General features: G+C 33.1%; 23 protein-coding genes and 1 tRNA gene. 7 read left to right on the forward strand and 17 right to left on the reverse strand.

Annotated elements, in window-relative coordinates; all coding sequences use genetic code 11:
* Positions 1 to 1,056, reverse strand: coding sequence for a beta galactosidase jelly roll domain-containing protein (locus Q0X14_RS08100; protein ID WP_297836829.1), 1,056 nt, complete (start codon positions 1,054 to 1,056; stop codon positions 1 to 3).
* Between the two features lie 134 nt (positions 1,057 to 1,190).
* Between Q0X14_RS08100 and Q0X14_RS08105 the strand changes: the two genes are divergently transcribed.
* Positions 1,191 to 2,399, forward strand: a complete 1,209-nt coding sequence (locus Q0X14_RS08105; protein ID WP_297836832.1) for a dipeptidase — start codon at positions 1,191 to 1,193, stop codon at positions 2,397 to 2,399.
* Positions 2,400 to 2,451: 52 nt separating this feature from the next.
* On the opposite strand, the gene Q0X14_RS08110 is transcribed toward Q0X14_RS08105, so the two are convergent.
* The 4 genes from Q0X14_RS08110 to Q0X14_RS08125 all read right to left on the reverse strand — a co-directional run bounded on the left by Q0X14_RS08110 (position 2,452) and on the right by Q0X14_RS08125 (position 7,728).
* Entirely contained in the window at positions 2,452 to 2,889 is a 438-nt protein-coding gene (locus tag Q0X14_RS08110; RefSeq protein ID WP_297836835.1) for a hypothetical protein, read from the reverse strand.
* Positions 2,890 to 3,019: 130 nt separating this feature from the next.
* On the reverse strand, positions 3,020 to 3,703 hold the full coding sequence (locus Q0X14_RS08115; protein ID WP_297836838.1) for a response regulator transcription factor: 684 nt from the start codon (positions 3,701 to 3,703) through the stop codon (positions 3,020 to 3,022).
* A gap of 12 nt (positions 3,704 to 3,715) precedes the next feature.
* Positions 3,716 to 5,254 (reverse strand): HAMP domain-containing sensor histidine kinase, encoded by a 1,539-nt coding sequence (locus Q0X14_RS08120; RefSeq protein ID WP_297836840.1) that lies wholly within the window; start codon positions 5,252 to 5,254, stop codon positions 3,716 to 3,718.
* Positions 5,254 to 7,728: an AMP-binding protein gene (locus tag Q0X14_RS08125; RefSeq protein WP_297836843.1), complete on the reverse strand. Its 2,475-nt coding sequence runs from the start codon at positions 7,726 to 7,728 to the stop codon at positions 5,254 to 5,256. The genes Q0X14_RS08120 and Q0X14_RS08125 overlap by 1 nt, the downstream gene beginning before the upstream one ends.
* A gap of 162 nt (positions 7,729 to 7,890) precedes the next feature.
* Between Q0X14_RS08125 and Q0X14_RS08130 the strand changes: the two genes are divergently transcribed.
* Positions 7,891 to 8,274 (forward strand): VOC family protein, encoded by a 384-nt coding sequence (locus Q0X14_RS08130; RefSeq protein ID WP_297836845.1) that lies wholly within the window; start codon positions 7,891 to 7,893, stop codon positions 8,272 to 8,274.
* Between the two features lie 41 nt (positions 8,275 to 8,315).
* Here the strand turns inward: Q0X14_RS08130 and Q0X14_RS08135 are convergent, their stop codons facing one another.
* Together Q0X14_RS08135 and Q0X14_RS08140 are read right to left on the reverse strand one after the other, a co-directional pair.
* A complete protein-coding gene (locus Q0X14_RS08135; RefSeq protein WP_297836848.1) occupies positions 8,316 to 9,521 on the reverse strand; it encodes an aminotransferase class I/II-fold pyridoxal phosphate-dependent enzyme in 1,206 nt (401 codons plus the stop codon).
* A gap of 12 nt (positions 9,522 to 9,533) precedes the next feature.
* Positions 9,534 to 9,995 (reverse strand): Lrp/AsnC family transcriptional regulator, encoded by a 462-nt coding sequence (locus Q0X14_RS08140; RefSeq protein WP_297836851.1) that lies wholly within the window; start codon positions 9,993 to 9,995, stop codon positions 9,534 to 9,536.
* Positions 9,996 to 10,159: 164 nt separating this feature from the next.
* On the opposite strand from Q0X14_RS08140, the gene rpiA reads away from it, so the two are divergent.
* A complete protein-coding gene (gene rpiA / locus Q0X14_RS08145; RefSeq protein WP_297836854.1) occupies positions 10,160 to 10,825 on the forward strand; it encodes a ribose-5-phosphate isomerase RpiA in 666 nt (221 codons plus the stop codon).
* Between the two features lie 387 nt (positions 10,826 to 11,212).
* Here rpiA and Q0X14_RS08150 read toward each other — a convergent pair whose 3' ends face one another.
* The 10 genes from Q0X14_RS08150 to Q0X14_RS08195 all read right to left on the reverse strand — a co-directional run bounded on the left by Q0X14_RS08150 (position 11,213) and on the right by Q0X14_RS08195 (position 19,409).
* Complete coding sequence (locus tag Q0X14_RS08150) at positions 11,213 to 12,619, reverse strand: T9SS type A sorting domain-containing protein (protein ID WP_297836856.1); 1,407 nt, start codon at positions 12,617 to 12,619, stop codon at positions 11,213 to 11,215.
* A gap of 13 nt (positions 12,620 to 12,632) precedes the next feature.
* Complete coding sequence (locus Q0X14_RS08155; RefSeq protein WP_297836858.1) at positions 12,633 to 13,088, reverse strand: tetratricopeptide repeat protein; 456 nt, start codon at positions 13,086 to 13,088, stop codon at positions 12,633 to 12,635.
* Positions 13,089 to 13,281: 193 nt separating this feature from the next.
* Positions 13,282 to 14,604 (reverse strand): sigma 54-interacting transcriptional regulator, encoded by a 1,323-nt coding sequence (locus Q0X14_RS08160; protein WP_297836861.1) that lies wholly within the window; start codon positions 14,602 to 14,604, stop codon positions 13,282 to 13,284.
* A gap of 68 nt (positions 14,605 to 14,672) precedes the next feature.
* On the reverse strand, positions 14,673 to 16,247 hold the full coding sequence (locus Q0X14_RS08165) for a DUF4301 family protein (RefSeq protein ID WP_297836863.1): 1,575 nt from the start codon (positions 16,245 to 16,247) through the stop codon (positions 14,673 to 14,675).
* 113 nt (positions 16,248 to 16,360) lie between these two features.
* Positions 16,361 to 16,434: transfer RNA gene (locus Q0X14_RS08170), tRNA-Arg, on the reverse strand.
* Positions 16,412 to 16,681 carry a GIY-YIG nuclease family protein gene (locus Q0X14_RS08175; protein ID WP_297836865.1) on the reverse strand — a complete coding sequence of 90 codons (270 nt, stop codon included), beginning with the start codon at positions 16,679 to 16,681 and terminating at the stop codon, positions 16,412 to 16,414. The genes Q0X14_RS08170 and Q0X14_RS08175 overlap by 23 nt, the downstream gene beginning before the upstream one ends.
* On the reverse strand, positions 16,678 to 17,031 hold the full coding sequence (locus Q0X14_RS08180) for a GIY-YIG nuclease family protein (RefSeq protein ID WP_297836868.1): 354 nt from the start codon (positions 17,029 to 17,031) through the stop codon (positions 16,678 to 16,680). The genes Q0X14_RS08175 and Q0X14_RS08180 overlap by 4 nt, the downstream gene beginning before the upstream one ends.
* Positions 17,028 to 17,381: a GIY-YIG nuclease family protein gene (locus tag Q0X14_RS08185; RefSeq protein ID WP_297836871.1), complete on the reverse strand. Its 354-nt coding sequence runs from the start codon at positions 17,379 to 17,381 to the stop codon at positions 17,028 to 17,030. Before Q0X14_RS08185 ends, Q0X14_RS08180 begins: the two co-directional genes overlap by 4 nt.
* 264 nt (positions 17,382 to 17,645) lie before the next feature.
* Positions 17,646 to 18,566: a dTDP-4-dehydrorhamnose reductase gene (gene rfbD / locus Q0X14_RS08190; protein ID WP_297836873.1), complete on the reverse strand. Its 921-nt coding sequence runs from the start codon at positions 18,564 to 18,566 to the stop codon at positions 17,646 to 17,648.
* On the reverse strand, positions 18,567 to 19,409 hold the full coding sequence (locus tag Q0X14_RS08195; RefSeq protein ID WP_297836876.1) for a carbohydrate kinase family protein: 843 nt from the start codon (positions 19,407 to 19,409) through the stop codon (positions 18,567 to 18,569). It lies immediately after the preceding gene.
* Positions 19,410 to 19,530: 121 nt separating this feature from the next.
* Between Q0X14_RS08195 and bshA the strand changes: the two genes are divergently transcribed.
* From bshA to Q0X14_RS08215, 4 genes are read left to right on the forward strand one after another with little or no spacing between them, the layout of a single operon-like run.
* A complete protein-coding gene (gene bshA / locus Q0X14_RS08200; protein WP_297836878.1) occupies positions 19,531 to 20,661 on the forward strand; it encodes an N-acetyl-alpha-D-glucosaminyl L-malate synthase BshA in 1,131 nt (376 codons plus the stop codon).
* Positions 20,658 to 21,077 carry a nucleoside 2-deoxyribosyltransferase gene (locus tag Q0X14_RS08205; RefSeq protein ID WP_297836880.1) on the forward strand — a complete coding sequence of 140 codons (420 nt, stop codon included), beginning with the start codon at positions 20,658 to 20,660 and terminating at the stop codon, positions 21,075 to 21,077. The genes bshA and Q0X14_RS08205 overlap by 4 nt, the downstream gene beginning before the upstream one ends.
* A 1-nt stretch (position 21,078) precedes the next feature.
* Positions 21,079 to 21,504 carry a hypothetical protein gene (locus Q0X14_RS08210; RefSeq protein WP_297836881.1) on the forward strand — a complete coding sequence of 142 codons (426 nt, stop codon included), beginning with the start codon at positions 21,079 to 21,081 and terminating at the stop codon, positions 21,502 to 21,504.
* Between the two features lie 4 nt (positions 21,505 to 21,508).
* The gene (locus tag Q0X14_RS08215; RefSeq protein WP_297836884.1) at positions 21,509 to 22,942 is read left to right on the forward strand and encodes an RsmB/NOP family class I SAM-dependent RNA methyltransferase; all 1,434 of its coding nucleotides are present in this window, start codon (positions 21,509 to 21,511) and stop codon (positions 22,940 to 22,942) included.
* The last annotated feature ends 1 nt before the right edge of the window (position 22,943 follow it).

Raw genomic sequence — 22,943 nt, forward strand, 5'->3', positions numbered from 1 at the left:
TTATCGAGAAGAACTCTGCCTGAATTTTTTCTCTGTAATTATTCCAATCGGACCTTGATAAATTCCACCATCACGAAATCCATCATAAACTCTTACTGCAATTATATTTTCGCCATTAAAATTCAATAATCCATCCGGAATTGAGTAAATTCTTTTTTGTTCCCATTCATTTCTTGTATTAAAGTCAGTCGGTACTTTATTAAAATTCCACAATCCGGTAGAACCAATCTGGACTCCATTTATATAAGTCTGATCAATATCATCAATCTTTCCCATAAGTAAAATCAATCTTTCTTTGCTTAATTCTTTACTGATAGAAAATTTTTTTCTGTACCAGGCAAATCCGTCATAATCTCTGTAGCCCTGCATTTCCCAATGAGCAGGAACGAATAAACTATCCCAATCACTATCATCATAATTTATATCTGCACGAATTTTATCATCGCCAATTTTGAATTTCCAGATTCCTTCAAGAGTAAAATCAGGATTAAGTTCATCTAACACAGAATAGATTCCCGGCACACCACTCATTATTCCGCCTTCAAGTTCCTGATCATAAATACGGACTGCAATTACATTCTTCCCTTTCTTCAAAAGATCAGTTGGAATTTTATATCGTCGGTAAGCATTATAAGCTGTATTGTAGTTGGGAGGAAATCCGCCTGAAAGTCCGATTAATTTTCCATTGAGATAAGTTTGATCAACATCATCTACAAAACCTAAAATGAGATATAGATTTTCTTTACTTAAATCATCAGTAACTGTAAAATCTTTTCTGTACCAGGCAAATCCATCGTAACCATGAAAACCTTGATTTTCCCACGACGAAGGAACATCAATCAATTCCCAGTTATCATCATTAAAATCAACTTGACTTCTTTCCGGAGAATCGCCTAAAGAAAATTTCCATTTGCCTTTCAGTTCAATCAAAATTTTCTCGTTTAGTCTTTTGGGAATTTCTGCGTTATTTGTATTCTCAACACAACCTAGCAGAAGAAAAAACAATGTTACTGTTAAAAGCAAAATTTTGAATAATATTTTATTTGCTCTTTTCATACACTGCAAAAGTAAAAATTGAAAAGCAGAAAATTGTCATTCTGAAGTAACTATTTGTAAAAAATTATCATCAAAATATTTGAGCATAATTCAGCATTACTTATTTTCAACCAGAAAAATAATATGAGATGTATATGAGGTTTTATTGCATTGCTCTATCACTTTTATTCTCTGTTTATATCCATTCGCAAAACGAATTCAATACAATAGATTCTTCTTTAATGTTAAAAGCCGTTGATTTGGCAAAAAAGAATTTAATAGTTGATACTCATATTGATTTGCCTGATTGGCTTTACGATGAGCGGTTCGATGTTTCCGTAAAATCAAATTATGGAGAGTTTGATTTTGAAAGAGCTACAGATGGCGGATTGAATGTTGCTTTTATGTCAATTTATACTTCGCCTTCATTGGAAGCTCAGGGAAAATCGAAGCTAAAAGCAGACTCGCTGATAAATATTGTTGAAGAGCTTGAAAAACAATGGCAGAATAAATTCAAAATTGTGAGAAGTGTATCTGAGATTGAATCATATAGAAACGAGAATAAAATTCTGTTGGCAATGGGGATGGAAAATGGCTCGCCTATCGAAGGAAATTTAGACAATCTTCGAGCATACTATAATAAAGGAATCAGATACATAACTTTAGCACACTATAAATCAAATCATATCTGTGATTCGGCGAATGATCCGGAAAGAAAATGGAATGGTTTAAGTCCTTTCGGAGAAGAAGTGGTAAAAGAAATGAATCGTTTGGGAATTATGATTGATGTATCACATATAAGCGACAGCACTTTTTATGATATAATTAAATTAAGTAAAGCGCCTGTAATTGCCTCTCATTCGTGCTGCAGATTTTTTACTCCGGGATTTGAAAGAAACATAAGCGATGAAATGATTACTGAACTTGCAAAAACCGGTGGAGTTATTCAGATTGCTTTTGCCGGATTTTTTTTGAGAGAAGATATAAATAAAAAATATCTTCAGGGTGAAGAAGAAATAAAAGAACATTTGAAAAACTTTAACATTTCTCCCGGTACTGATTCTGCGTGGCAATATGAGTCTCAATATTGGAAAGAAAATCCTGTTGGTAAAGCAACAGTAGAAGATGTTGCAAATCATATTGATCACATAGTAAAGCTGGTTGGTGTTGATTATGTCGGAATTGGTTCTGACTTTAACGGAGTTGGTGATCACCTGCCTGTTGGATTAGAAGATGCTTCAAAATATCCGAATCTAATTTATGAACTATTGAAACGAGGATATTCTGAAATTGATATCAGAAAAATTTTTGGTGAGAATTTAATTCGTGTCTGGAAGAAAGTTGAAGAAGTTGCTGCGAAATAAAAATAAAAGTGGCTGTCATAAAAATTTGAAGACAGCCACTATTGAATTCCTATCATCTTGCAACCGTACGATTTGAATTTCCGGTAATGTATTCATTATAAATTGCAAGACTCATTCTTCTTACTCTGTCATTTTCGTCTCTTGTTGAAAGCTCTAACATCTTCTGCATTCCTTTTTCACTTTCTAATCTGTAAAGAGCAAGTCCGATAAGAACTTTAATGCCAGAATTTTTTTCCTTATCCAATTGATTAAGCAATTCATTTTCGAAATCTGCAAGCTTGTATTTTCCAACAAGATAAATTGCATCTTCTCTAACGCCGTCGTTATTTGATTTAATTGCATTGACGAGATTTTCATATGCAAATTTGTGTTGAGTAAAGTCTTTAAGACGATTTACCTGTGCAAGACTATTAAAGCCAGTTAAAAGAACAAGAGCTGCTACCAATCCAAAGAATAAGTTCTTCGAATTCTGTTTCAATGTTGTTTTCATATCGAACCTCCTTGAAATAAATTATTGTTTAAGTTCTGGTGTAAACCTAACTCAAACATTTGTAAGAGGTGTCAAAGGCAAGTCAAGATTTGTAAAGAAATGTCATGATGTGCAGAGAGAATTTCATTAATCACAAAACCATTTTATATCCAACTCCATGAACGGTTAAAATTATCTTTGGATGGTTTGGGTCAGTTTCAATTTTTTGACGCAGCTTTAAAATAAAATTATCAACAGTTCTTGTAGTTGGAGTTTCATCGTAGCCCCAGATTTCAGTAAGCAAATCATCACGACTAACTGTTGTGTTTCTCTTCTTCCACAAAAAGTGTAGTATTTCAAATTCCTTATGTGACATCTGAATATCTTTTTTCCCACTTGAAGCTTTGTATCCATTAAAATCAACTTCAAGTTTTCCGATTTTAACAGATTTATTTTCAAGTGAAGAAAAGCTATCACTTCTTCTGAGAATAGCTTTTACTCTTGCAAGTAACTCACGAAGTGAAAATGGTTTTGTTACATAATCATCAGCACCAAGCTCAAGTCCAAGTACTTTATCAATCTCTTCGCCTTTAGCAGTAAGAAGTATAATTGGAGTTGTGTCTCCCGACTTTCTTACATTTTTACAAACATCAAATCCTGACATCCTGGGCATCATAACATCCATAATCACCAGATCATAATTATTATCTAAAATCTTTGTAAGACCTTCTTCACCATTTTCGGCAATATCAACTTCGTAACCTTCGAACTCGAGATTATCTTTTAGTCCAAGTCGCATATTTGGCTCATCTTCAACAATAAGAATTTTCGTCATCGTAGTTCTCCGTTAATTATTTAAGTCTATCGGTAAGATAATTCTGAATGTACTTCCCTTTCCGGGTTCACTTACTAACTCAATTGTTCCTTTATGAGCATCAACAATTTGCTTTACAAGTGAAAGACCAATTCCGGTTCCCTTAACATTATGAATTAGACCTGATGATACTCTGAAAAATTTATCAAATACTTTTTTCTGATCTTCCGGTGAAATACCAATTCCTTTATCAGTGACTTCAACTATAATGCTGTTTCCGGTTGAGATAGTTTTAAGAGTTACTTCCTTTAAATCAGCACTGTATTTAACTGCATTATCAATCAGATTAATTATTGCTTCTGAAATTGCTTCTGCATCTGCTTTTACTTCAGGGAGATCTCCTGTCAATTGTTTTTCAAATTTAAAACCTTTGTTCTGAAGATGATAACTGTAAGTTTGATAAATATTTTCAACAACATCGTTAAGATTTATTGACTCAAAGTTAAATTTTCTTTTTCCTGCTTCCATTTTAGCAAAGTTCAGAATAGAATTTACAATTCTTCCGAGACGATTTGCTTCCTGACTTATTATTGAATAGTACTCTTTTTTCTTCTCATCATTCTTTACGCGGTCAAGCTCAAGAGTTTCGGCAAACATACTTATTAAAGCTAATGGTGTTCGTAGCTCGTGAGAAACATTCGAAACGAAATCAGCTTTAAGCTGAGCAAGTTCAAGCTCCTTTTTCACTGCACGATAAACAAATATTACAGCAGCAATCAATACAAGTAAAAGAATAGCAATCAGAATCATATTATTAGTTGCACGATTACGAATTAAATCCTGAATAGTTTCACCGGTTAAAACTATTCCAATTTTGTAGTGAGGTATTAACCACATTTGTTTTTCAAATTCAACTTGTCCGGAATAATTAGTGTTATTCGAACTGACAATAACTCTGTTCTCATTATCTCTCACCAAAATGATAAAATTCTCCTGCGATATTTGCTGAAGTCGAGGCAATAAAATTTTTCTTACAAACTCTTGAGGATTAATAACAAATCCTGTTATCGTATAAACTTTATTATCATTCTGGTTAGAAAATACGACTACTGCTAAATCACTTACATTATTTACCGGTAAAGGTTCGAGCTTCCGATATCCGGCTTTTTGATAATCTGCAAGTCTTGAAATAAGATTTTTATTTGAAACAAGAATTGATTTAACCACAGACTTAATTGAATCAGATGATGAAATTAATTTTTCATCAAAAATAAATTTAGCTGATTCAATCTGTTCATCATTAAGTAAAAATATTGATTTGATTGCAAGATTTTCATTTATAAAATTTTTCAGAAGTTGATCATCTTCATTCAGTTCATTCACTTTATTTGCCCAACTGTTTAATATATCATCCGAATATTGATTTACTGAAAATAAAATTGTCTGTAACTGATTGTTGTAAGTTTCCTCAAGAACTTTTTCAGTTTCATTCAGTTTTCCTATTTCGTTGAAGATAAGAAATCCGATCGGAAGAACGATTATAAGCAGTAATATTATTCCGATTTTCTTCATTAAGATTTTTTTGAATTGGGTTTACTTAAATTAAGATGACTCGAAACTTTTTCGAATACAGCATCACGCAGAGACTCATAAGAATGTTCTGAGGGCAAAATTGGTTTAAGAAATTTTACTTTTACTTCTTTGAATGGTCTTGGAAATATCTTACCACGCGGTAGTGCCTTATTCGCTCCCTCAATTGCTACTGGCACAACAGGAACATTCAGCTCACGACTTAATATTGCAAATGTTTTTTTGAAATCTCCCAACTCACCCGTAAATGATCTTGTTCCTTCCGGAAAGATAATCAGATTTCTTCCATTCCTTAGAACTTCAGCAAGCTTTCTTAATGATGATTTCAAATCACTTAAATCCATCACAATCACATTACTTTTATCAGCAATGAATTTTAATATTTTATTTCGCACATGTTTTTCCTTAGCATAAAAATATGTTTTCTTAAGGATTTTGTTTTTCAAAAAGACGGCAACAAAAAGTCCATCAAGAAAGCTTTGATGATTTGGTGCGAGAATAAATGGACCTTCAGGAAGATTCTCTAATCCTTCGCTCTTCAAACGAAAATACATTTTCAAAAATATTTTAGCTGCATGTTTCATAAGGTTATGTGTAAACCAGCTTTCAGGCAGTTTGACATTTAATTCCTCTCGCAAAATTTTTCCCCAATCAATTGCTTCAACAGCAAGTTTTGTTTTATGCTCCTGAATACTTTCAGCAAGCTTCAAAACATTAGGATAACTCAAAATTTCTTTCTCATTCATCTTTACGCCGAAGGTTTGTTCAAGGAAAACCTCAAGATTTACTTTATCCAATGAATCAAGTCCTAAATCTATTTCAAGATGATCATAAGGATGAACTGTTATTTCTTTTTGCTGCTGAATGAATTCTTTTATCAGAATGTACTCCTGAAAAACCGGCTCGGGAATTTTTTCTTGCTGAGATTTGTCTTTTGCCTCTAGCTGAGGAAGTAAAAACCTTTTCAGTTTGCTTAATCTTGTTCTTGGTAATGGTTCATTGACAACTGAAAACTTCATAACTTTTTTATATGGAGTAACTGCTTGATTGTACTTATCAATAACATTCCATTTAAGATAGTCTTCAACATTATCAATACCAGCTTGTTTAACTTTCACATCATCGCAGTAAATTAACGCGTGTAGCATATCCGCTTTTTCAAATACTCCAACTTCATTAATTACATCAGACATTGATGCTAATTTGTTCTCAATCTCTTCAGGATTAATATTTTTTCCGTTTGAAAGAATAATGATTTCTTTTTTTCTTCCGGTAATAAACAATCTTTTTTCTTCATCGAGATAACCAAGATCTCCGGTATAAAGCCAGCCATCTTTTATCACTGCTTCTGTTTCTTCAGGTCTGTTATAGTAGCCCAGCATAACATTTCTTCCACGATTAACAATTTCACCATCAACAATTTTCACTTCATTTGTTTTTAGAGGTTGCCCTGCACTGCCAATAACAACATTACCGGGCCTCGTGAATGTTATCATCGGCGCACATTCAGTCATTCCATATCCTTCGAGTACTTCAAATCCAAGTGTTCGTAAATCTTTTGCAACTTCTTTATCAAGCGCCGCTCCACCGGAAACCATATACTTGATACTGCCACCAAATTTCTTATGAACTGATTTAAATACTTTTCGTGAAAAAGTAAGCGAATTTTTCTTTTCAGCTAAACCAAAAAGAAATTTTGCAATTTTATTCTTTTCAATTTTTTCTTTGATTCCTTTTCTGATAATACTATAAAATCTTGGAACACTGATTATCATCGTAATTCTATTCTTTTGCAGTGTTTCCATTAAATCTTCAGCAGCCATAGAAGGAGAAAACACTATTGTTGCACCAATTTTAAGTGGAGCAACAACTGTTCCCACCAAAGGAAAAATGTGATGTAACGGAAGAAGAACCAGAACTCTATCGTTTGGTTCATATACTACCACATCCTCTGTAACAGCTTCGATGTTCACAAGAAGATTATCAAATGAAAGCATTACACCTTTTGGTAGTCCAGTTGTACCAGAAGTGTAAATTATTACTGCAACTTTGTCTTTGTCAGGTATGGGAAAAGATACACTAACATTTTGCTCTTCAGCTTGAATCTCATCAACATTAATTTGTTTGATATTGTATTGTAAAACAGAACAGGCTTTACCGCAAACCTCTGAAGTTTGATTTGAATGAATTATTACTTCGGGTTTACAATCGTTTAAGATGAAAGAGACATCATCAGCGGAGGACATAAAATCAATAGGAACAACAATCGCATTTTTATACCAACTTGCATAGAACGCATAAATCCATTCAAACCTGTTTTCACAAAATATTGCAACTTTATTAACTTCACCCTCAAGATGTTTTGAAAATGAAGCTACATTATTCAGTAACTGACTGTAACTGATTTGCTGATCCTTAAGGATCATTGCAGTTTTATTGTAATCCTTTAAAAACATTTTAATAATTCTAATTGTTTGTTACTTAAAAATATCAAAATATTCTCACTATTGCCTGATGATAAATCATCTCTCAAGATAACTTTTTAAGAGGTATGTAACATTTTTTTTTGATTATTTTTATATCAGATTTCACAATAAATAATTTTTTCAGGAGTAATTATGAATTCAAAGCCAGAAATCGGTTCAATAACATGGTGTGATTTAACTGTCCCGAATGCAGAAGAGGTAAAGACTTTTTATGAGAAAGTGATTGGATGGAAAGCTGATCCCGTTTCAATGGGAGATTATGATGATTACAGTATGATTGCACCTGAAAGTAACAAGATTGCAGCAGGAATCTGTAACGCTAAAGGAATTAATGCCAAACTTCCTCCACAGTGGCTTATTTATATTACTGTTGAGAATGTTGATACAAGTGCACAAACTTGTTTAGAACTTGGTGGAAGAGTATTAGTTGAGCCAAAAACAATTTTGAACTATGGAAGATTTTGTGTTATACAAGATCCTGCAGGTGCTGTTTGTGCATTGTTTAAACCCGAATAAAGAACAATGGCTGACCAAAATATTTGATCAGCCAAAAGAATTTATTTACAAAGACCGACTGTCTGTAAACACTTTTTAATTCTCTGAAAAGTTTTTTCAATATTATTATCAAGACCGATGGAAATTCTTACAAGTCCATCACTCAAACCCATAGCTTTTCTTTCTTCTTCAGGTATTTCAGAAGAAGTGCTATGACCTGGAGAAGAAAAAAGCGTTTTAAAGTAACCAAGACTTACAGCCAGGTAACCAACTTTTTCCTGTTGCATCATTGCCATAAGTTCATCGGCTTTTTCTGCAGTTCCGGCATCAATTGCAAGCATACCACCATAACCAAAACCCTCATTCATTATTTCATTCAATAGATTATACCCGCTGTGAGATTTTAATCCCGGATAAAAAACTTTACAGCCAAGTTTCTCCAAATGTTCAGCAAGATAAAGTGCATTTTCACTATGCTTTTTCATGCGTATATGAAGCGAGTGAAGATTCTTCATTATGCTAGCAGCTCTAAAACTATCGAGTACTGGTCCTAACAACATAGAAGCACCGGAATTTATATCAGTAAGTTGAGAAATAAATTCTTTAGTGCTGCAAACACAACCGGCAACACAATCACTCGTTCCGTTAATGAATTTTGTCAGGCTGTGAATTACTATATGAGCTCCAAGATGTGATGGCGTAATGAAAATGGGACTGAATGTATTATCAACAACAAGTTTTATGTTATGCTTGTTAGCAATCTCGGCAAGTTTTGGAATGTCAGCAACTTCTAATAGTGGATTACTAATTGCTTCACAATAGATTACTTTTGTTTTTTCAGTGATTGCATTTTCAACTGCATTAAGGTCTTGTGTATTAACAAAATTTGTTTTGATATCAAATCGTGGAAGAAAATTTTTGAACAAAGCGTAAGTCCCACCATAAATAGTTCTGCTCGAAACAATTTCATCTCCTGCATTACAAAGTTGCAGCATTGTACAACTAATCGCTCCCATTCCCGAAGATGTGACAATTGCAGCTTCTGTATCTTCCAATTTTGCTAATGCTTCAGCAAGATATTTATTTGTGGGATTCCAATGACGAGAATATAAAAAACACCCTTCAATTTCGTGCTCAAATAATTCTTTCATCGTCTTTGGATTTAGAAATGTATAAGTTGAAGAATCGGTAATTGAAGGATTAACATCTCCGTACTCTCCAAAAACCAGATAATCCTGAATTTCAATACTAGGATCGAAATGATGCATAGTAGTTTCCTTTCACTCAATTTTAATTTTTGTATTATACTTAACTGTTGAAAGAACAAATTTTGTATTGATTTTATTTACTCCATTTATTTTCGTCAACTTACTCAGAATAAATTTCTCGTATTCCTCAATTGAGCTTACTGCTACTTTTAGTATAAAATCTTCCTCACCGGCAACATGATAACATTCCAGAACTTCGTCCAGCTTTTTGATATTTCTGGTAAACTGATCAACGGAAGAAAGCTGATGAGCTGAAAGAGAAACTGATACCATTGCAAAAACACCTTTACTGATTTTTGCCGGATCGACAATTGCAACATATCGCTTTATTATTCCGTTTCTCTCAAGTCGTTTTACTCTTTCGAGCATTGATGGTGGACTTATCCCAACTTTCTTTGCAAGCTCAACATTGGTAATCTGAGCATCCTGTTGAAGAATGGTTAAAATTTGTTTGTCGATTGAATCTATTTTCATTTTATAAAAAATATTTATTATTCGCCTTATAAAATAAATTATAAAAGTAATTTATCAAATTATATTCGGTATTATTTGATATTTAGCTAATATTTGTTAAAAATTAATTAGTTTTGAATAAATGCTTTTAATCCGAATTTTTGTATCAATAATCAGGAAGAATTATGAATAAAAAACTTAATGCAGCAAAAAAAGCAACTGAATTTATAAGTGATGGAATGGTACTCGGCTTGGGAACAGGATCAACAGTCGAAGTAATGATTGAAGAATTAAGTAAAAAAATTAAAGCCGGGTTAAACATTAAATGTATTTCTACCTCAAACCGAACAACCAAATTCGCAAACAAGTTTGGTATAATAATTCACGAGTTTGATAGTGTTAGTAAAATAGATTTAACAGTTGACGGAGCTGATGAAGTCGACCCTTATTTGCGAGGTATAAAGGGTGGTGGTGGTGCTTTACTTTATGAAAAGATAGTCGCATATAATTCAGAAAAAAACATCTGGATTGTTGATGATTCAAAACTGGTTAATAAGCTTGGAAATTTTCCTCTTCCGGTCGAGGTTATTCCTTTTGCTTCAAGAAAACTTTTAATGAAATTTGAATCAATGAGATTAAACCCATCAATAAGAAAATTGGATAATAAGAATTTCGTTACGGATAGCGGGAATTTTATAATTGATTGTAAAATCGGAGAAATTGAAAATCCAAAAGAATTAGAAAAAGAATTGAAGATGATTCCTGGTGTAGTTGAAGTGGGATTATTTATTGATGTTGCAGATTATTTAATAATTGGTTACAACGATAGAACAGAAGTTTTAGAAAAATAGAATGGGCTGCCTCTCGATTCACTGCTAAACTTTGAGACAGCCCTTTCTTCTTACTTATCAACCCCCATTTTCTTAAGTTCCTGTGCAACTTTTCTGGAGTTGATAAATCCGAAAACGAGGAGCATAACTAAAAATGCTATCACCCCAATTTCAGCAATTCCCATTCTTCAGTCCTCCAATAATTGTTGTGTTATTATTAAGTAAATATTTCGGAAAATTTTACAATGTAAATGCCACGAGCTTTAGGAAAGCCAATTGCCAAAATGAAGTGAAATTTGATGATGAACTCAAAGAAAGCAAACGGTTGGTAAATTTTACATAACTTTTTTACATAAAAAATGGGTGCCTCACTCTGGCACCCACTCTTCCCTGAAAATAAAATAATTACTACTTCATCAAAACTAGTTTCTTAGTTGCTGAAAATTCACCAGCTTTAATCTGATAGTAGTAAATTCCACTGGCAAGATTAGCCCCGTTGAATTGAACTTCATAATTTCCAGCTGATAAATTTTCACTAACCAGTGTTTGAATTAAGTTTCCAAGTCCATCGTAAACTTTCAATTCAACAAAAGCACTGTTTGGAATTGAATATCTGATTGTTGTGCTTGGGTTGAATGGATTTGGATAATTCTGTTCAAGTGCAAATGAACTTGGAATCTGACTGTTAATTGGTTCAACACTTACAAGTGTTGTGTCCATTCCGATTTTTGCCATCTGCTGCTTTGTTAATGGAGTACAGTACATAATCTGGAACATGTCAGCAACATCTTTAACAACCGACCAATTCTTTGAAGGTTGTACTGGATCAGAAACATTTCCGTTGTAAGTAAGATAATCCATCTTCAATGAACTCTGATAATTTGCAGGAAGTGGCACTATTCCCTGATGCCAGCTTAGCGTACTATCTGCAGCGTTCCAGGTAGCAAATTTAATAACTCCATCAGAATTGAAATCCTGGATTGCAGGAATTTGTCCTCCAAAATTTGCATGACAATCATTACAGGTTCTTGCACCAGTTTTTACAATAGTATGAGCCACAGAAGGACCGAAAGCAACTCCGGCTTTACCTTCATAAGTAATTGCCTGGAATGTTGCCGGATGTACTTTATTATCTTTTGTTCTGTTAACTAAGAATATGAATCCTGTAATTTGTTTATATGGTCTTTTTAGATGAGTTTGAACCTGACTTTCGAAGTGGCAACTATAGCAGGCCAAATTTGTTTGAGCATGGCAACTTGTACAATGCAATTTTCCACCGTGAGGATCTACACCTGGATTTGGATGTGTAAATCCAGCATGGCAACCAGAATTAGAACAATCAGTTTGAATTGCACCGGGTTCCATCATTGAATTATAAGCCACACCATCATCACCGTGTAATTCCTCTTTTTTGTGGCAAGTTAAACAAGTAAATCCAGCTGTTCTATGAACATCAGGTAGCTGCATATTGATAATGGTTTTTTCTCTGCTGTGACAACCAAGACAATCGTTCTGAGTTACTGCCCAGGTTGAATTTGTTGCATGACAATCCACGCAGCTTGGTGTATAATTAGCAGGATATTGATTTCCGTTTGCGTCCACTGCATCGTGGCATTCAACGCAACCTAATTGAGTGATGGGAACATTTGTAAGCACTTCGAAACCACCAACTCCGCCGTTCTCTACTTTGTTGTACCAGTGTATCTTACCTTTTCTGGTACTATGCAGACTAGTAGCAAAGTTACCCTGAGGTAAAACTTCGGCTACTATACCGAAAACAAATATCACAATAACGAGTAAATTTATTCTTTTCATATAGAGCTCCGATTTAATTATTTTGTGAATAATGTTCTTTAGTTTGATTTAATTTTTCTCTAATAATATTTCTTACTTCAAGGAAACGCATATCTGATTTTTCTTCTGATAATAAGCTTTCAAAAAATTCAAGAGATTTTTCAATACTACAAAAGAGCCATAGAATACCAAGCATTATTCTTGAGTCGCGAGAGCATTCATCTGTTGGTTTAATGTTACCATACTTATTCACTAATTCAGGACAAGGACAATCATCAGCAACAATGTCAGTATTAGTGATAAGCTCAATATCTCTTTTCAAAATTTCATAGAATAATTCAAATGCTTTATTTATTTCACCAGTTTGAGTGTAACAGATCAGTAACCGTTTTCGAATGAAATCATTGTGAGGTTCAGATTCTAAAACTTTTTCATAAGCTTCTTTTGCTTTTGAAAAGTTTCTGGAAAGAAAATATTGATTGCCTAACATTTCGCTCATAGCGTTTAATAAAAGGCAATAATGTTGCCATACTAAACTAATATTTTTAGCAAATTTTCAAAGTGTCTAACAGTTGAAATTGTTTCAATTGAAACGGCAAGATGAAACAGTTTTGATATTTTATTATTTTTCAAAAAGTTAAAGAAATGAAACGGATTGTTTCATAATCGGAATGAAACGGTAATTACTCCTCTATGTTAAGTTCTCGTAACATTCGCCAAAGTGTTGTTCTGCCAATTCCGAGTTCTCTTGCCGCTTTTGTTTTATTCCATTTGTGCTTTTCAAGTACGCTAAACAATGTAGCAGCATTTTCATTACGGAATATTTTGCGATGAGGATTTTGTTCTATCTGTTGGTCTTTAATATTAGTGGGTAGATTTATTATATCAATCTGATTTTCATTTTTTGTTCTTACCACGGCATACTCAATTACATTTTCAAGTTCACGTACATTACCAGGCCAGGAATATTTCATCAGAAGTTCAAGTGCATTGTCTGAAATATCGGGAATTGTTTTTCTATAAAGTTTTGAGTATGTCTCAATGAAATGTTTGACCAGATGAGGAATATCCTCTTTTCTTTCTCTTAGCGGCGGAATGGAAATAGGAATAACATTTAACCTATAATACAAATCTTCTCTTAATTTCCCTTCCTTCAATGCTTTTTGAATTTCGATATTCGTTGCCGCAATAACTCTTACATCAACCTTTCTTGTAATCGATTCACCAACTCTTTCAAAAGTTCCTTCCTGCAGAACTCTCAATAATTGAATTTGTGTCTGAAGTGGCATCTCAGCAACTTCATCAAGAAAAATTGTTCCGCCATCAGCTAATTCAAATCTACCAGGTCTGTCTTTTACTGCATCTGTAAACGCTCCTTTAACATGCCCGAACAACTCACTTGCAAGAAGATTTTGTGGAAATACAGAACAGTTCACTTTCAAGAATGGTTTATCTTTCCGTGTGCTTGTTGCCTGAATAGCATTTGCAATAAGTTCTTTGCCGGTTCCTGATTCACCAAGTATCAAAACAGTTGCATCTGATTCTGAAATTTCCATTATCAATTTGAAAATTTCCTGCATAGCTTTTCCGTGACCAACAATTCCAAAGAAGTTTGTGATAACATTCGAATCTTGTTTAATTCTTTCAAGTTCTGATACATCTCTGAATGAAATAACTCCACCCACCGGCTTATCATCTGAGCTTTTCAATATGGCAGCATTAAGTTTGATTGGTTTTCTGTTTCCGTTTTTATCATAAATAACCGATGAGTAATCGTATAAATTTGTACCGGATTCTAAAACAATTCCGATAGGGCATTTCGTTTGACATAAATCGCACTTAAGAATGTATTTACAGAATTGCCCAAGAACTTCATCCTTTTTATAACCCATAATTTCTTCTGCAGCACGATTGATAAAATTTACTTTAAATGTTTTATCAACCGTGATAACGCCTTCTGCAATTGAGTTTAAAATTTCTTCGTTAAATTTATTTTCAGTGGGCATCTTAATACTTTCTTTTCTTTGCTTTCTGCAAAAATAGTTTTATCAACTTTCATTACAAGTATATTTTTTCATACTTCTTCAATGTGACCAGCATTTAGCAAATCATTTATCTCCTTAACCGGATTAAAAGTTTCGATCGAAACTTCAACAAAAACAGAAATCCAGTTCGACATTCCACCATTCCACAAACCAGGCAACTCAAGTGATTTAATTTCATTACCATTAACTGACTTATGAACTATAATTGCCGACTTCGGATCAGCATAATTCATTAAATTAAAATTGTCGCCTTTATAATCTCTAACTGCACATACCAAATCAACAGGATTGAAATGAGTAGAATTATTGAAAATTAGTTTTTGCTCCTCATTACTTGAATCAATTTGCGCGCCTTCAACAATCTGAACAGAAATTTCGTTGTCATCACTTTTAACCCAGAAAGGAGCACCACCAGGTTGCCCTTCATTTTTAACTACACCACAGACTCTTATAGGACGATTGAATTTCGTAAATAAAAAATTTCTTTTCTTTTTATTATCCCAGAGGTTAAATCCATCAGGTTTTGGAATATTCAAAAATGCTTCACAGAATTTTATCATTTCATCAAATTTATTATCCGGAATTTTTTCCTGTTCAAGAAGATTTAAATATTCAAAAACCTGCTTCTGAATAAGCAACAAAAATCCAGCGAGTAGTTTTTTATATTTTATAGTTATTGGTTTTAATCTATCGACACAAACATTGTCAATATTTTTAATGAAGATAAGATCGGCTTTTAAGTCATTGAGGTTCTCAAGTAAAGCACCATGTCCCGCAGGTCGGAAAATGGGACGCATCTGTTCATCAAAATAAATTTCATTATTCACATTGAGTGCTATTGAATCAGTTGATTTTTTCTGATAAGAAAAATCTACCTGATATTCTGCATCAGAGAAATAATTTGCATTTAAAAATTTCTGAAACTCATCATTAAATAATTCTCTGTGTTCTTCTGAAATAGTAAAATGCAATTTAATTTTATTTTGAAAATCCTTTTGATAATAATAAGATTCGATCAGATGCTCTGTAAATGCAGTTCTGTTATCTGTTTTATATTTATGAAATTTTAATACAGCTTTAGGTTTGTTTAAATAGTTAAGTCCGTCGGCTAAAAGCATTTTTTCTATAATTATTCTTGGCTGTTCCTTAACAACTGCATCAATATCATTTGCGATGAATGTTTTCAGATCATCATAAAATGCAAATTTTTTTATGTTTATCAGAAAATTATAAGTTGCTTCAACATTTTTATCTTCAACCGATAAGACTTTGAGAATATCGAGATTGAAATTACTAAACTTGTTTATTGTTGTCTGAAGTTTGCTGAACATTCTTGTTGCAGCTCCGCTGGCGGGAACAAATTTAATAAATCTTCCTGCTGAACAAGCCCTCTCAAATAAATCTATCAAATGTTTTTCTTTCGATTCGTCAATCTTGATAATTCCATCCCCAATTTTGCAAGGTCTTAATAAATTAAGTGGTTTTAATCCGTTAATAATTGTTTGTATTTGCGATTTAACTTTTGAAGGGGGATGAAGGCGTGCTTCACTCTCACTCAGTGAAGAGTAAAGTATCTCAAGTTGATTGTTAATAAAGTCATCCATATTCCCTCGATTTAATATTAAAAATTTTGTACCCCGGAGAGGATTCTCCACTGGATCCTTCGGAGAACCTCCGACCAGCAGTTTAGGAAACTGCAAAATGAATTTCTGTTTTGTACCCCGGAGAGGATTCGAACCTCCGACCAACAGTTTAGGAAACTGCTGCTCTATCCTGCTGAGCTACCGGGGCAGTTTTCATTCAATATTTTTTTAATCTTTCTTCTACCGGCTGCTGACTTATAATATTTCTCTTTTCTTCTGGCTTCCAATTCATCAAGACATTCTTCATAGTAAATAATTTTCCATGGTTTGAATTTACTAGTGTAATTTGATTTACCAGAGTTGTGTTCATTCAGTCTACGATTTAAATCATTCGTATAACCAATATAAGTTTTATCAAATGCTAAGCTTTTTAATATGTATATATAATATTTCATTGTTTAGGAAACTGCTGCTCCCCGCCTTGACCGACTTGATCATATAAACTATATAATTGAACTTGTGCCAAGTCGGGCAGGTATCCTGCTGAGCTACCGGGGCAATTTTCATTCAATATTTTTTTAATCTTTCTTCTACCTGCTGCTGATTTATAATATTTCTCTTTTCTTCTGGCTTCCAATTCATCAAGACATTCTTCATAGTAAATAATTTTCCACGGCTTGAATTTACTTGTGTAAGTTGATTTTCCAGAGTTGTGTTCATTCAGTCTACGATTTAAATCATTCGTATAACCAGTATAAGTTTTATCAAACGCTAAGCTTTTTAATATGTATATGTAATATTTCATAGTTTAGGAAACTGCTGCTCCCCGCCTTGACCGACTTGATTATATAAACTATATGATTGAGATTGTGCCAAGTCGTGCAGGTATCCTGCTGAGCTACCGGGGCAATTTTCATTCAATATTTTTTTAATCTTTCTTCTACCGGCTGCTGACTTATAATATTTCTCTTTTCTTCTGGCTTCCAATTCATCAAGACATTCTTCATAGTAAATAATTTTCCACGGCTTGAATTTACTAGTGTAAGTTGATTTACCAGAATTGTGTTCATTCAGTCTACGTTTTAAATCATTCGTATAACCAATATAAGTTTTATCAAATGCTAAGCTTTTTAATATGTATATGTGATATTTCATAGTTTAGGAAACTGCTGCTCCCCGCCTTGACCGACTTGATTATATAAAACTATCTAATTGAGCTTGTGTCAAGTCGGGCAGGTATCCTGCTGAGCTACCGGGGCAAATACATACTTTATCAAAGAACTTAAAAAATAATTCAACCGCTTTGCAAAATTATTGAACTTGACTGTGAGAAAGAAGTTTTAGAATTCGACTTTAGCCCATAGATCAGATAATAAAGTATAATTTCAGTATTTCAGATAAAAATCAGAATTGAATTATTTAAAGGATATTTTCAAAAACTTCTTTCTTCATTTCACCCAAAGCTTCTTCTAACGTATGAGGTCTGTAACCAAGTTCTGATTGTGCTTTAATCGTTATCAAACCACTTTTCAAAGGTCTTCTAGCTGGTTGTTTTAGCTCTTCAGTTGTGATAGGAACTATGAGCGACTTATCAAGCGAAAAATAGTCGGCGATAATTTGAGTGAATTCATATCGTGATAAAAACTCCTGCCCACCAATGTTGTAAATACCTTCTCGTTTGGACTCAATAATTTTATCAACAGCTTGTACCAAGTCATCAAGATAAGTCGGATTGTTAATCTGATCAGTTACTATTCTGATTTTTTTCTTATTTTTCAATGACTCAACAACCCATTTTACAAAATCTGGTCTTCCAAATTTTGCCGGACCATAAAGCACATTAGTTCTTATAATGGTATGCTTAACCGCGTAAAGTTTCAGAACATTTTCGCTTGCAAGTTTCGTTCTGCCATAATAACCAAGAGGATTTGGCATTGCAGACTCAAGATAAGGTCCATTCTTCCCATCAAAGATATAATCAGTTGAAAAATGAATTATGTGAGCATCAATTATTCTCGCTGCTTCAGCCATATATTCAACAGCTTTAACATTAACTTTCCAGGCAGTTTCTCTTTCAGTTTCTGATAAATCGACATTTGTAAATGCGGCAGCATTGATTATAAAATCCGGACAAAAATCATAAATCAGGTTTTTTGTTTTATTTCTATCTGTTATATCACACTGAATATAATCAAGATTGTCAATAAATGATTTTTCCTCTGCAGATGAAGTGAGTAACTCAAGTGAATTCTTTCTGAAATATTCACTTAGTCGCTGTCCAAGCATTCCATTTGAACCAAAAATAAGTATCCTGTTTTTAACTACTAATTCAGGTAACATCTATAGCTTTCTCTCTTTTAAAAATTCTTCTGTTTTGTACGCAGCAAAAGATAATGATTGATATACATTTTTCGTTCTAATATAATTATAAAAGAAAGTTGCCCCAAAAGTATCACCACAACCAACTGAATTGTTTGATAAAATTTTGTTCGATGATACGAAGTAAGATGAAATTTCTTTATTACTCTTTAAAAAAACTTTTGAACCTTTGCTACCTTTTGTTACTAAAATAATTTTCACACCATTTTCAAGTAGAAAATTTGCTTGTTCATATTCCGACTGATTATTCCCAACCATAGCAAATTCATTTTCATTTGCCTGAAGAATATCAACATTCTTTGCCCATTGTTGGAAATCTTTTATTGGAGAAAAAATTCTTTCCCCAAATTCATTCATTGGTCTTGATAAAGTGTGAACATCAAAAAAAATGATGGCATTAGTCTTTGCACGTATCAATTCCAAGTCTTCAAGCGTGATATCTGTTCCTGTAATCATATTGATTAAGATCGCGTCAAAATCAGAAAAATTTATTTTATCAATATTCAATTTGGATGATATGTTTGAATAAATTTCCTTTCGCTCAGATTTATCATCAAGAAGAAGCGTAACGGAAGGAATTGCTTCTACTTTTTCCAGAAAATCAAGTTTAAATTTGGAATAAACAGGCATAAAATATTCGGAAGTATTATCATCAATCTGAGTGCAGAGATACAAATCGTCATCAGGTGATGATAATCTTAAAATTTGATTCGCCGAATAAAAGATTCCTCCCGGAGAATGCGTTTTATTTCCACCAAAGGAAACAGTATCAAAAACCGAATGTCCGATTAACAATATTTTCATAATATCCTCAAAACAAATTTAAAGCAAATAAACTAAATGCTATGACTAACCATTGATCTCTTTTATTCGATAATAGAAACAAATGAATTATATTTACGGCTGAAATAATTGAAAGATGCGGATGAAAATTGGTATTACCTGTTATCCTACTTATGGAGGAAGTGGTGTAATCGCAACAGAGCTTGGTAAAGAACTGGCACTGCGCGGACACGAAGTTCATTTTATAAGTTATGCACTGCCCTTCAGATTGAATAAATACATCGAGAACATTGTCTTCCATGAAGTTGAGATGAGTAATTATCCGCTTTTTGAATTTCCTCTTTATAGTTTATCACTTGCCAGCAAAATGACTGAAGTCGCAAAATTTGAAATGCTCGATTTGGTTCATGTTCACTATGCAATTCCGCATGCTACTTCAGCATATCTGGCTAAGGAAATGTTAAAAGGTTATTGCGATTTAAAAATAATTACAACATTACACGGAACTGATATAACACTTGTTGGATTAGAACCTTCATTTCTGCCATTGGTGAAATTCAGCATTGAGAAAAGTGATGGAGTAACTGCAGTATCGAGATATCTAAAAGAGAAGACGATAACGAATTATGAAATTGAAAAAGAAATAGAGGTTATTCCAAATTTTGTTGATACTGAAATTTATAAACCCAATCCAAATTGTGTTTATAGAAAACACATTGCGCCAAACGGAGAAAAAATTCTTGTACATATTTCAAATTTTCGTGCTGTAAAAAGAGTTCCGGATACAATAAGGATTTTCGAGAAAGTTCAGAAAGAAATTCCTGCTAAATTACTTTTAATTGGTGATGGACCTGACAGGTCAGAATGCGAGAGATTAGCCCGTGAATTAGACCTTATGGACAAAGTAAAATTTCTCGGAAAGCAGGAGGCAATAGTTGATATATTGAACGCTTCTGATTTATTTTTGATACCATCACAATCTGAAAGTTTTGGATTGGCAGCTTTGGAGGCAATGTCTTGTGGCTTGCCGGTTATCAGTTCAAGCGTTGGTGGTTTGCCTGAGTTAATAAGACATAATGAATGTGGATATATTGCTGAAATTGGTGATGTAGATAGAATGGCAAAGTATGCACTTGATCTTTTAACAAATAAAAAGAAGTATGATATGTTTTCTGCAAATGCAAGGAAATGTGCTGTTACTAAATTTGATAAATCAATTGTTATTCCTCAGTATGAAGAATATTATAAAAAAGTCTTGAGTCAAAAATCATGATAGTCTATTGTGCCGGACCTATTCGCGGAGATCAAACATATTTGAAATCATATCTTGAGATTATTCAATATGTTGAAAATCTGGGAATTACAGCCCTCTCTGAAATGAATTCAAAATTTACTTCATCAATTCCTTTAACAGACAAACAGATTTATACAAGAGATGTTAAGTGGATTGACGGAAGTGATGCTATGGTAGCTGAAGTATCCGGAGCCAGTCTGGGTGTAGGTTTCGAAATTGCTTATGCTTTGTTTGTAAAGAAAATTCCTGTTCTTGCATTGTATAATGAATCTGTACAAAAAATTTCTTCAATGATTTCAGGATGCACTAACCCAAATCTTACTGTTAAGTCCTACAAAGATGAAGATTCATTAAGAAAAGAAGTTAAAGCATTCTTATTGAAACATAAAAAGTAAATTGACAAAAAAAGAATTTTTAGAATTCTGGATTAAAAAACTTACCTCTGATGGAATAAAAATTTTTCCGGATGATTTTCTTGAGAGTACCGAAGTCACATCAATAAAAATTCCTGCCAAAACTTTAATTCCAGGTTCTGAATTATTCGGAACTTTCGAAGTGATAACTACAGATGGTGAAGTAGTTGCACAGGCAGAAAATTATTCCGAAGCCAAGTATTATGTTTATGCTTCTCAACTAAGAAAGTCTGAAATTAAATTTCCTGTTCAAAAAAATTTGATTCCAATTATCGTTAAAAGATATGAGCTATATATTGACAGTATAATAAACGAGATTTCTAAAGATTTTAAGAAAAAGTTTTCAGATATTAAAGAGACTAATTCTGTTTCTGAAATTTTAAAGACAATCAATCTTGTTCGATATTAAACAAATGGAAAAAACTTCTAAAGCATACGAATATTTTGAAAAACTATATGGGAAGGAAAGTGCAGAAGCTTATCAGCATTACATCCAACAACCTGTTAAAGATTATCTGCGAGTAAATACGAATAAAATTTCTGTTGATGCTTTGCAAAATCTTTTGATTGAAAAATATAAAATCAAAACCGAACCAGTAAAAAATTTTTCAAGAGCACTTAAAGTAGTATCTGATGAAGATGATTTAATTGGTAAAACAGTAGAGCAAATTTTAGGATTTTATTATATACAGGGTTTATCATCAATGCTTCCTCCGATAGCATTAAATCCAACTCAGAAAGATTTGGTTATGGATTTATGCGGAGCACCTGGTTCAAAGACAACTCAAATGGCAGAAATGATGAACAACAGAGGTACTCTGATAGCAAATGAAATTGATATCAACAGAATAAAATCGCTGGTTTTCAATCTTGATAGATTAAACATAATTAATACCGGAATCCTGAACTTTAAAGGCGAATTACTTAGTAAAGTTTATGATAACTATTTCGACAAAATTCTGGTTGATGCTCCTTGCAGTGGATTAGGTATTATTCAGAAAAAAGAAGAAGTCAGTAAGTGGTGGTCACTGGTCCACGCAAACAGATTACATGATCTTCAAACTAAACTTCTGGTGGCTGCAATCAAAATGGCAAAAGTTGGTGGTGAAATAGTTTATTCGACTTGCACATTATCTGTTGAAGAAAATGAGATGGTAATTGATACAATTCTGAAAAATTATCCGGTTGAAATTGTAGATGTTGAATTGCCGGTTAAAACCCACAAAGCTTTTACTGAGTATGATGGAATAAAACTAAACTCACAAATTGAAAAAGCTGTACGGATTTTACCATGGGAAATTGAATCTGATGGTTTCTTTCTGGTTAAGTTGAAAAAAAAATCTGAAACTGAACCAATGGATAAAATTCAATCATCGGTTTCTGATATCAAAATGGTAAAACCGAATCACAAAGAATTTCTTCCATATCGCAACTATCTGACAGATCATTTCGGAATAGATGAAAGTGTTTTTGATGATTTCAAATTTATATTCAAAGGAAGAGATATTTACATTATAAATAGTGAATGGTTTGATGATAATCTATCGCTATTTAACAGAATCGGAACAAAGTTCGGAAGTCTTGACAAGAAACAGAGAATCACACTGCATTCAAATGGTGCTCAAGTGTTGGGTGATGCAATAAAAAAATTCATTTATGAAATTAAAGACAAACAGGAATTAGAACTTTATCTTACAGGTATGAAAATAAGAAACAACGAACTGATAACAGGACAATATGCTGTTAAGTATAACAACATAGTGCTTGGTACAGCAATCAAAACTGATGAAGGTCTTAAGAGCAGATTCCCAAGAACAAAACGAACTCAAAAATTTGAAGTGATGTAAT

The organism is Ignavibacterium sp. (genome assembly GCF_025998815.1).
GTDB lineage: Bacteria > Bacteroidota > Ignavibacteria > Ignavibacteriales > Ignavibacteriaceae > Ignavibacterium.

Bases quoted from the DNA above. Each gene is read 5' to 3' on its own strand.
- Q0X14_RS08100 (WP_297836829.1), bottom strand. From the start codon at position 1,056: ATGAAAAGAGCAAATAAAATATTATTCAAAATTTTGCTTTTAACAGTA.
- Q0X14_RS08105 (WP_297836832.1), top strand. From the start codon at position 1,191: ATGAGGTTTTATTGCATTGCTCTATCACTTTTATTCTCTGTTTATATC.
- Q0X14_RS08110 (WP_297836835.1), bottom strand. From the start codon at position 2,889: ATGAAAACAACATTGAAACAGAATTCGAAGAACTTATTCTTTGGATTG.
- Q0X14_RS08115 (WP_297836838.1), bottom strand. From the start codon at position 3,703: ATGACGAAAATTCTTATTGTTGAAGATGAGCCAAATATGCGACTTGGA.
- Q0X14_RS08120 (WP_297836840.1), bottom strand. From the start codon at position 5,254: ATGAAGAAAATCGGAATAATATTACTGCTTATAATCGTTCTTCCGATC.
- Q0X14_RS08125 (WP_297836843.1), bottom strand. From the start codon at position 7,728: ATGTTTTTAAAGGATTACAATAAAACTGCAATGATCCTTAAGGATCAG.
- Q0X14_RS08130 (WP_297836845.1), top strand. From the start codon at position 7,891: ATGAATTCAAAGCCAGAAATCGGTTCAATAACATGGTGTGATTTAACT.
- Q0X14_RS08135 (WP_297836848.1), bottom strand. From the start codon at position 9,521: ATGCATCATTTCGATCCTAGTATTGAAATTCAGGATTATCTGGTTTTT.
- Q0X14_RS08140 (WP_297836851.1), bottom strand. From the start codon at position 9,995: ATGAAAATAGATTCAATCGACAAACAAATTTTAACCATTCTTCAACAG.
- rpiA (WP_297836854.1), top strand. From the start codon at position 10,160: ATGAATAAAAAACTTAATGCAGCAAAAAAAGCAACTGAATTTATAAGT.
- Q0X14_RS08150 (WP_297836856.1), bottom strand. From the start codon at position 12,619: ATGAAAAGAATAAATTTACTCGTTATTGTGATATTTGTTTTCGGTATA.
- Q0X14_RS08155 (WP_297836858.1), bottom strand. From the start codon at position 13,088: ATGTTAGGCAATCAATATTTTCTTTCCAGAAACTTTTCAAAAGCAAAA.
- Q0X14_RS08160 (WP_297836861.1), bottom strand. From the start codon at position 14,604: ATGCCCACTGAAAATAAATTTAACGAAGAAATTTTAAACTCAATTGCA.
- Q0X14_RS08165 (WP_297836863.1), bottom strand. From the start codon at position 16,247: ATGGATGACTTTATTAACAATCAACTTGAGATACTTTACTCTTCACTG.
- Q0X14_RS08175 (WP_297836865.1), bottom strand. From the start codon at position 16,681: ATGAAATATTATATATACATATTAAAAAGCTTAGCATTTGATAAAACT.
- Q0X14_RS08180 (WP_297836868.1), bottom strand. From the start codon at position 17,031: ATGAAATATTACATATACATATTAAAAAGCTTAGCGTTTGATAAAACT.
- Q0X14_RS08185 (WP_297836871.1), bottom strand. From the start codon at position 17,381: ATGAAATATCACATATACATATTAAAAAGCTTAGCATTTGATAAAACT.
- rfbD (WP_297836873.1), bottom strand. From the start codon at position 18,566: ATGTTACCTGAATTAGTAGTTAAAAACAGGATACTTATTTTTGGTTCA.
- Q0X14_RS08195 (WP_297836876.1), bottom strand. From the start codon at position 19,409: ATGAAAATATTGTTAATCGGACATTCGGTTTTTGATACTGTTTCCTTT.
- bshA (WP_297836878.1), top strand. From the start codon at position 19,531: ATGAAAATTGGTATTACCTGTTATCCTACTTATGGAGGAAGTGGTGTA.
- Q0X14_RS08205 (WP_297836880.1), top strand. From the start codon at position 20,658: ATGATAGTCTATTGTGCCGGACCTATTCGCGGAGATCAAACATATTTG.
- Q0X14_RS08215 (WP_297836884.1), top strand. From the start codon at position 21,509: ATGGAAAAAACTTCTAAAGCATACGAATATTTTGAAAAACTATATGGG.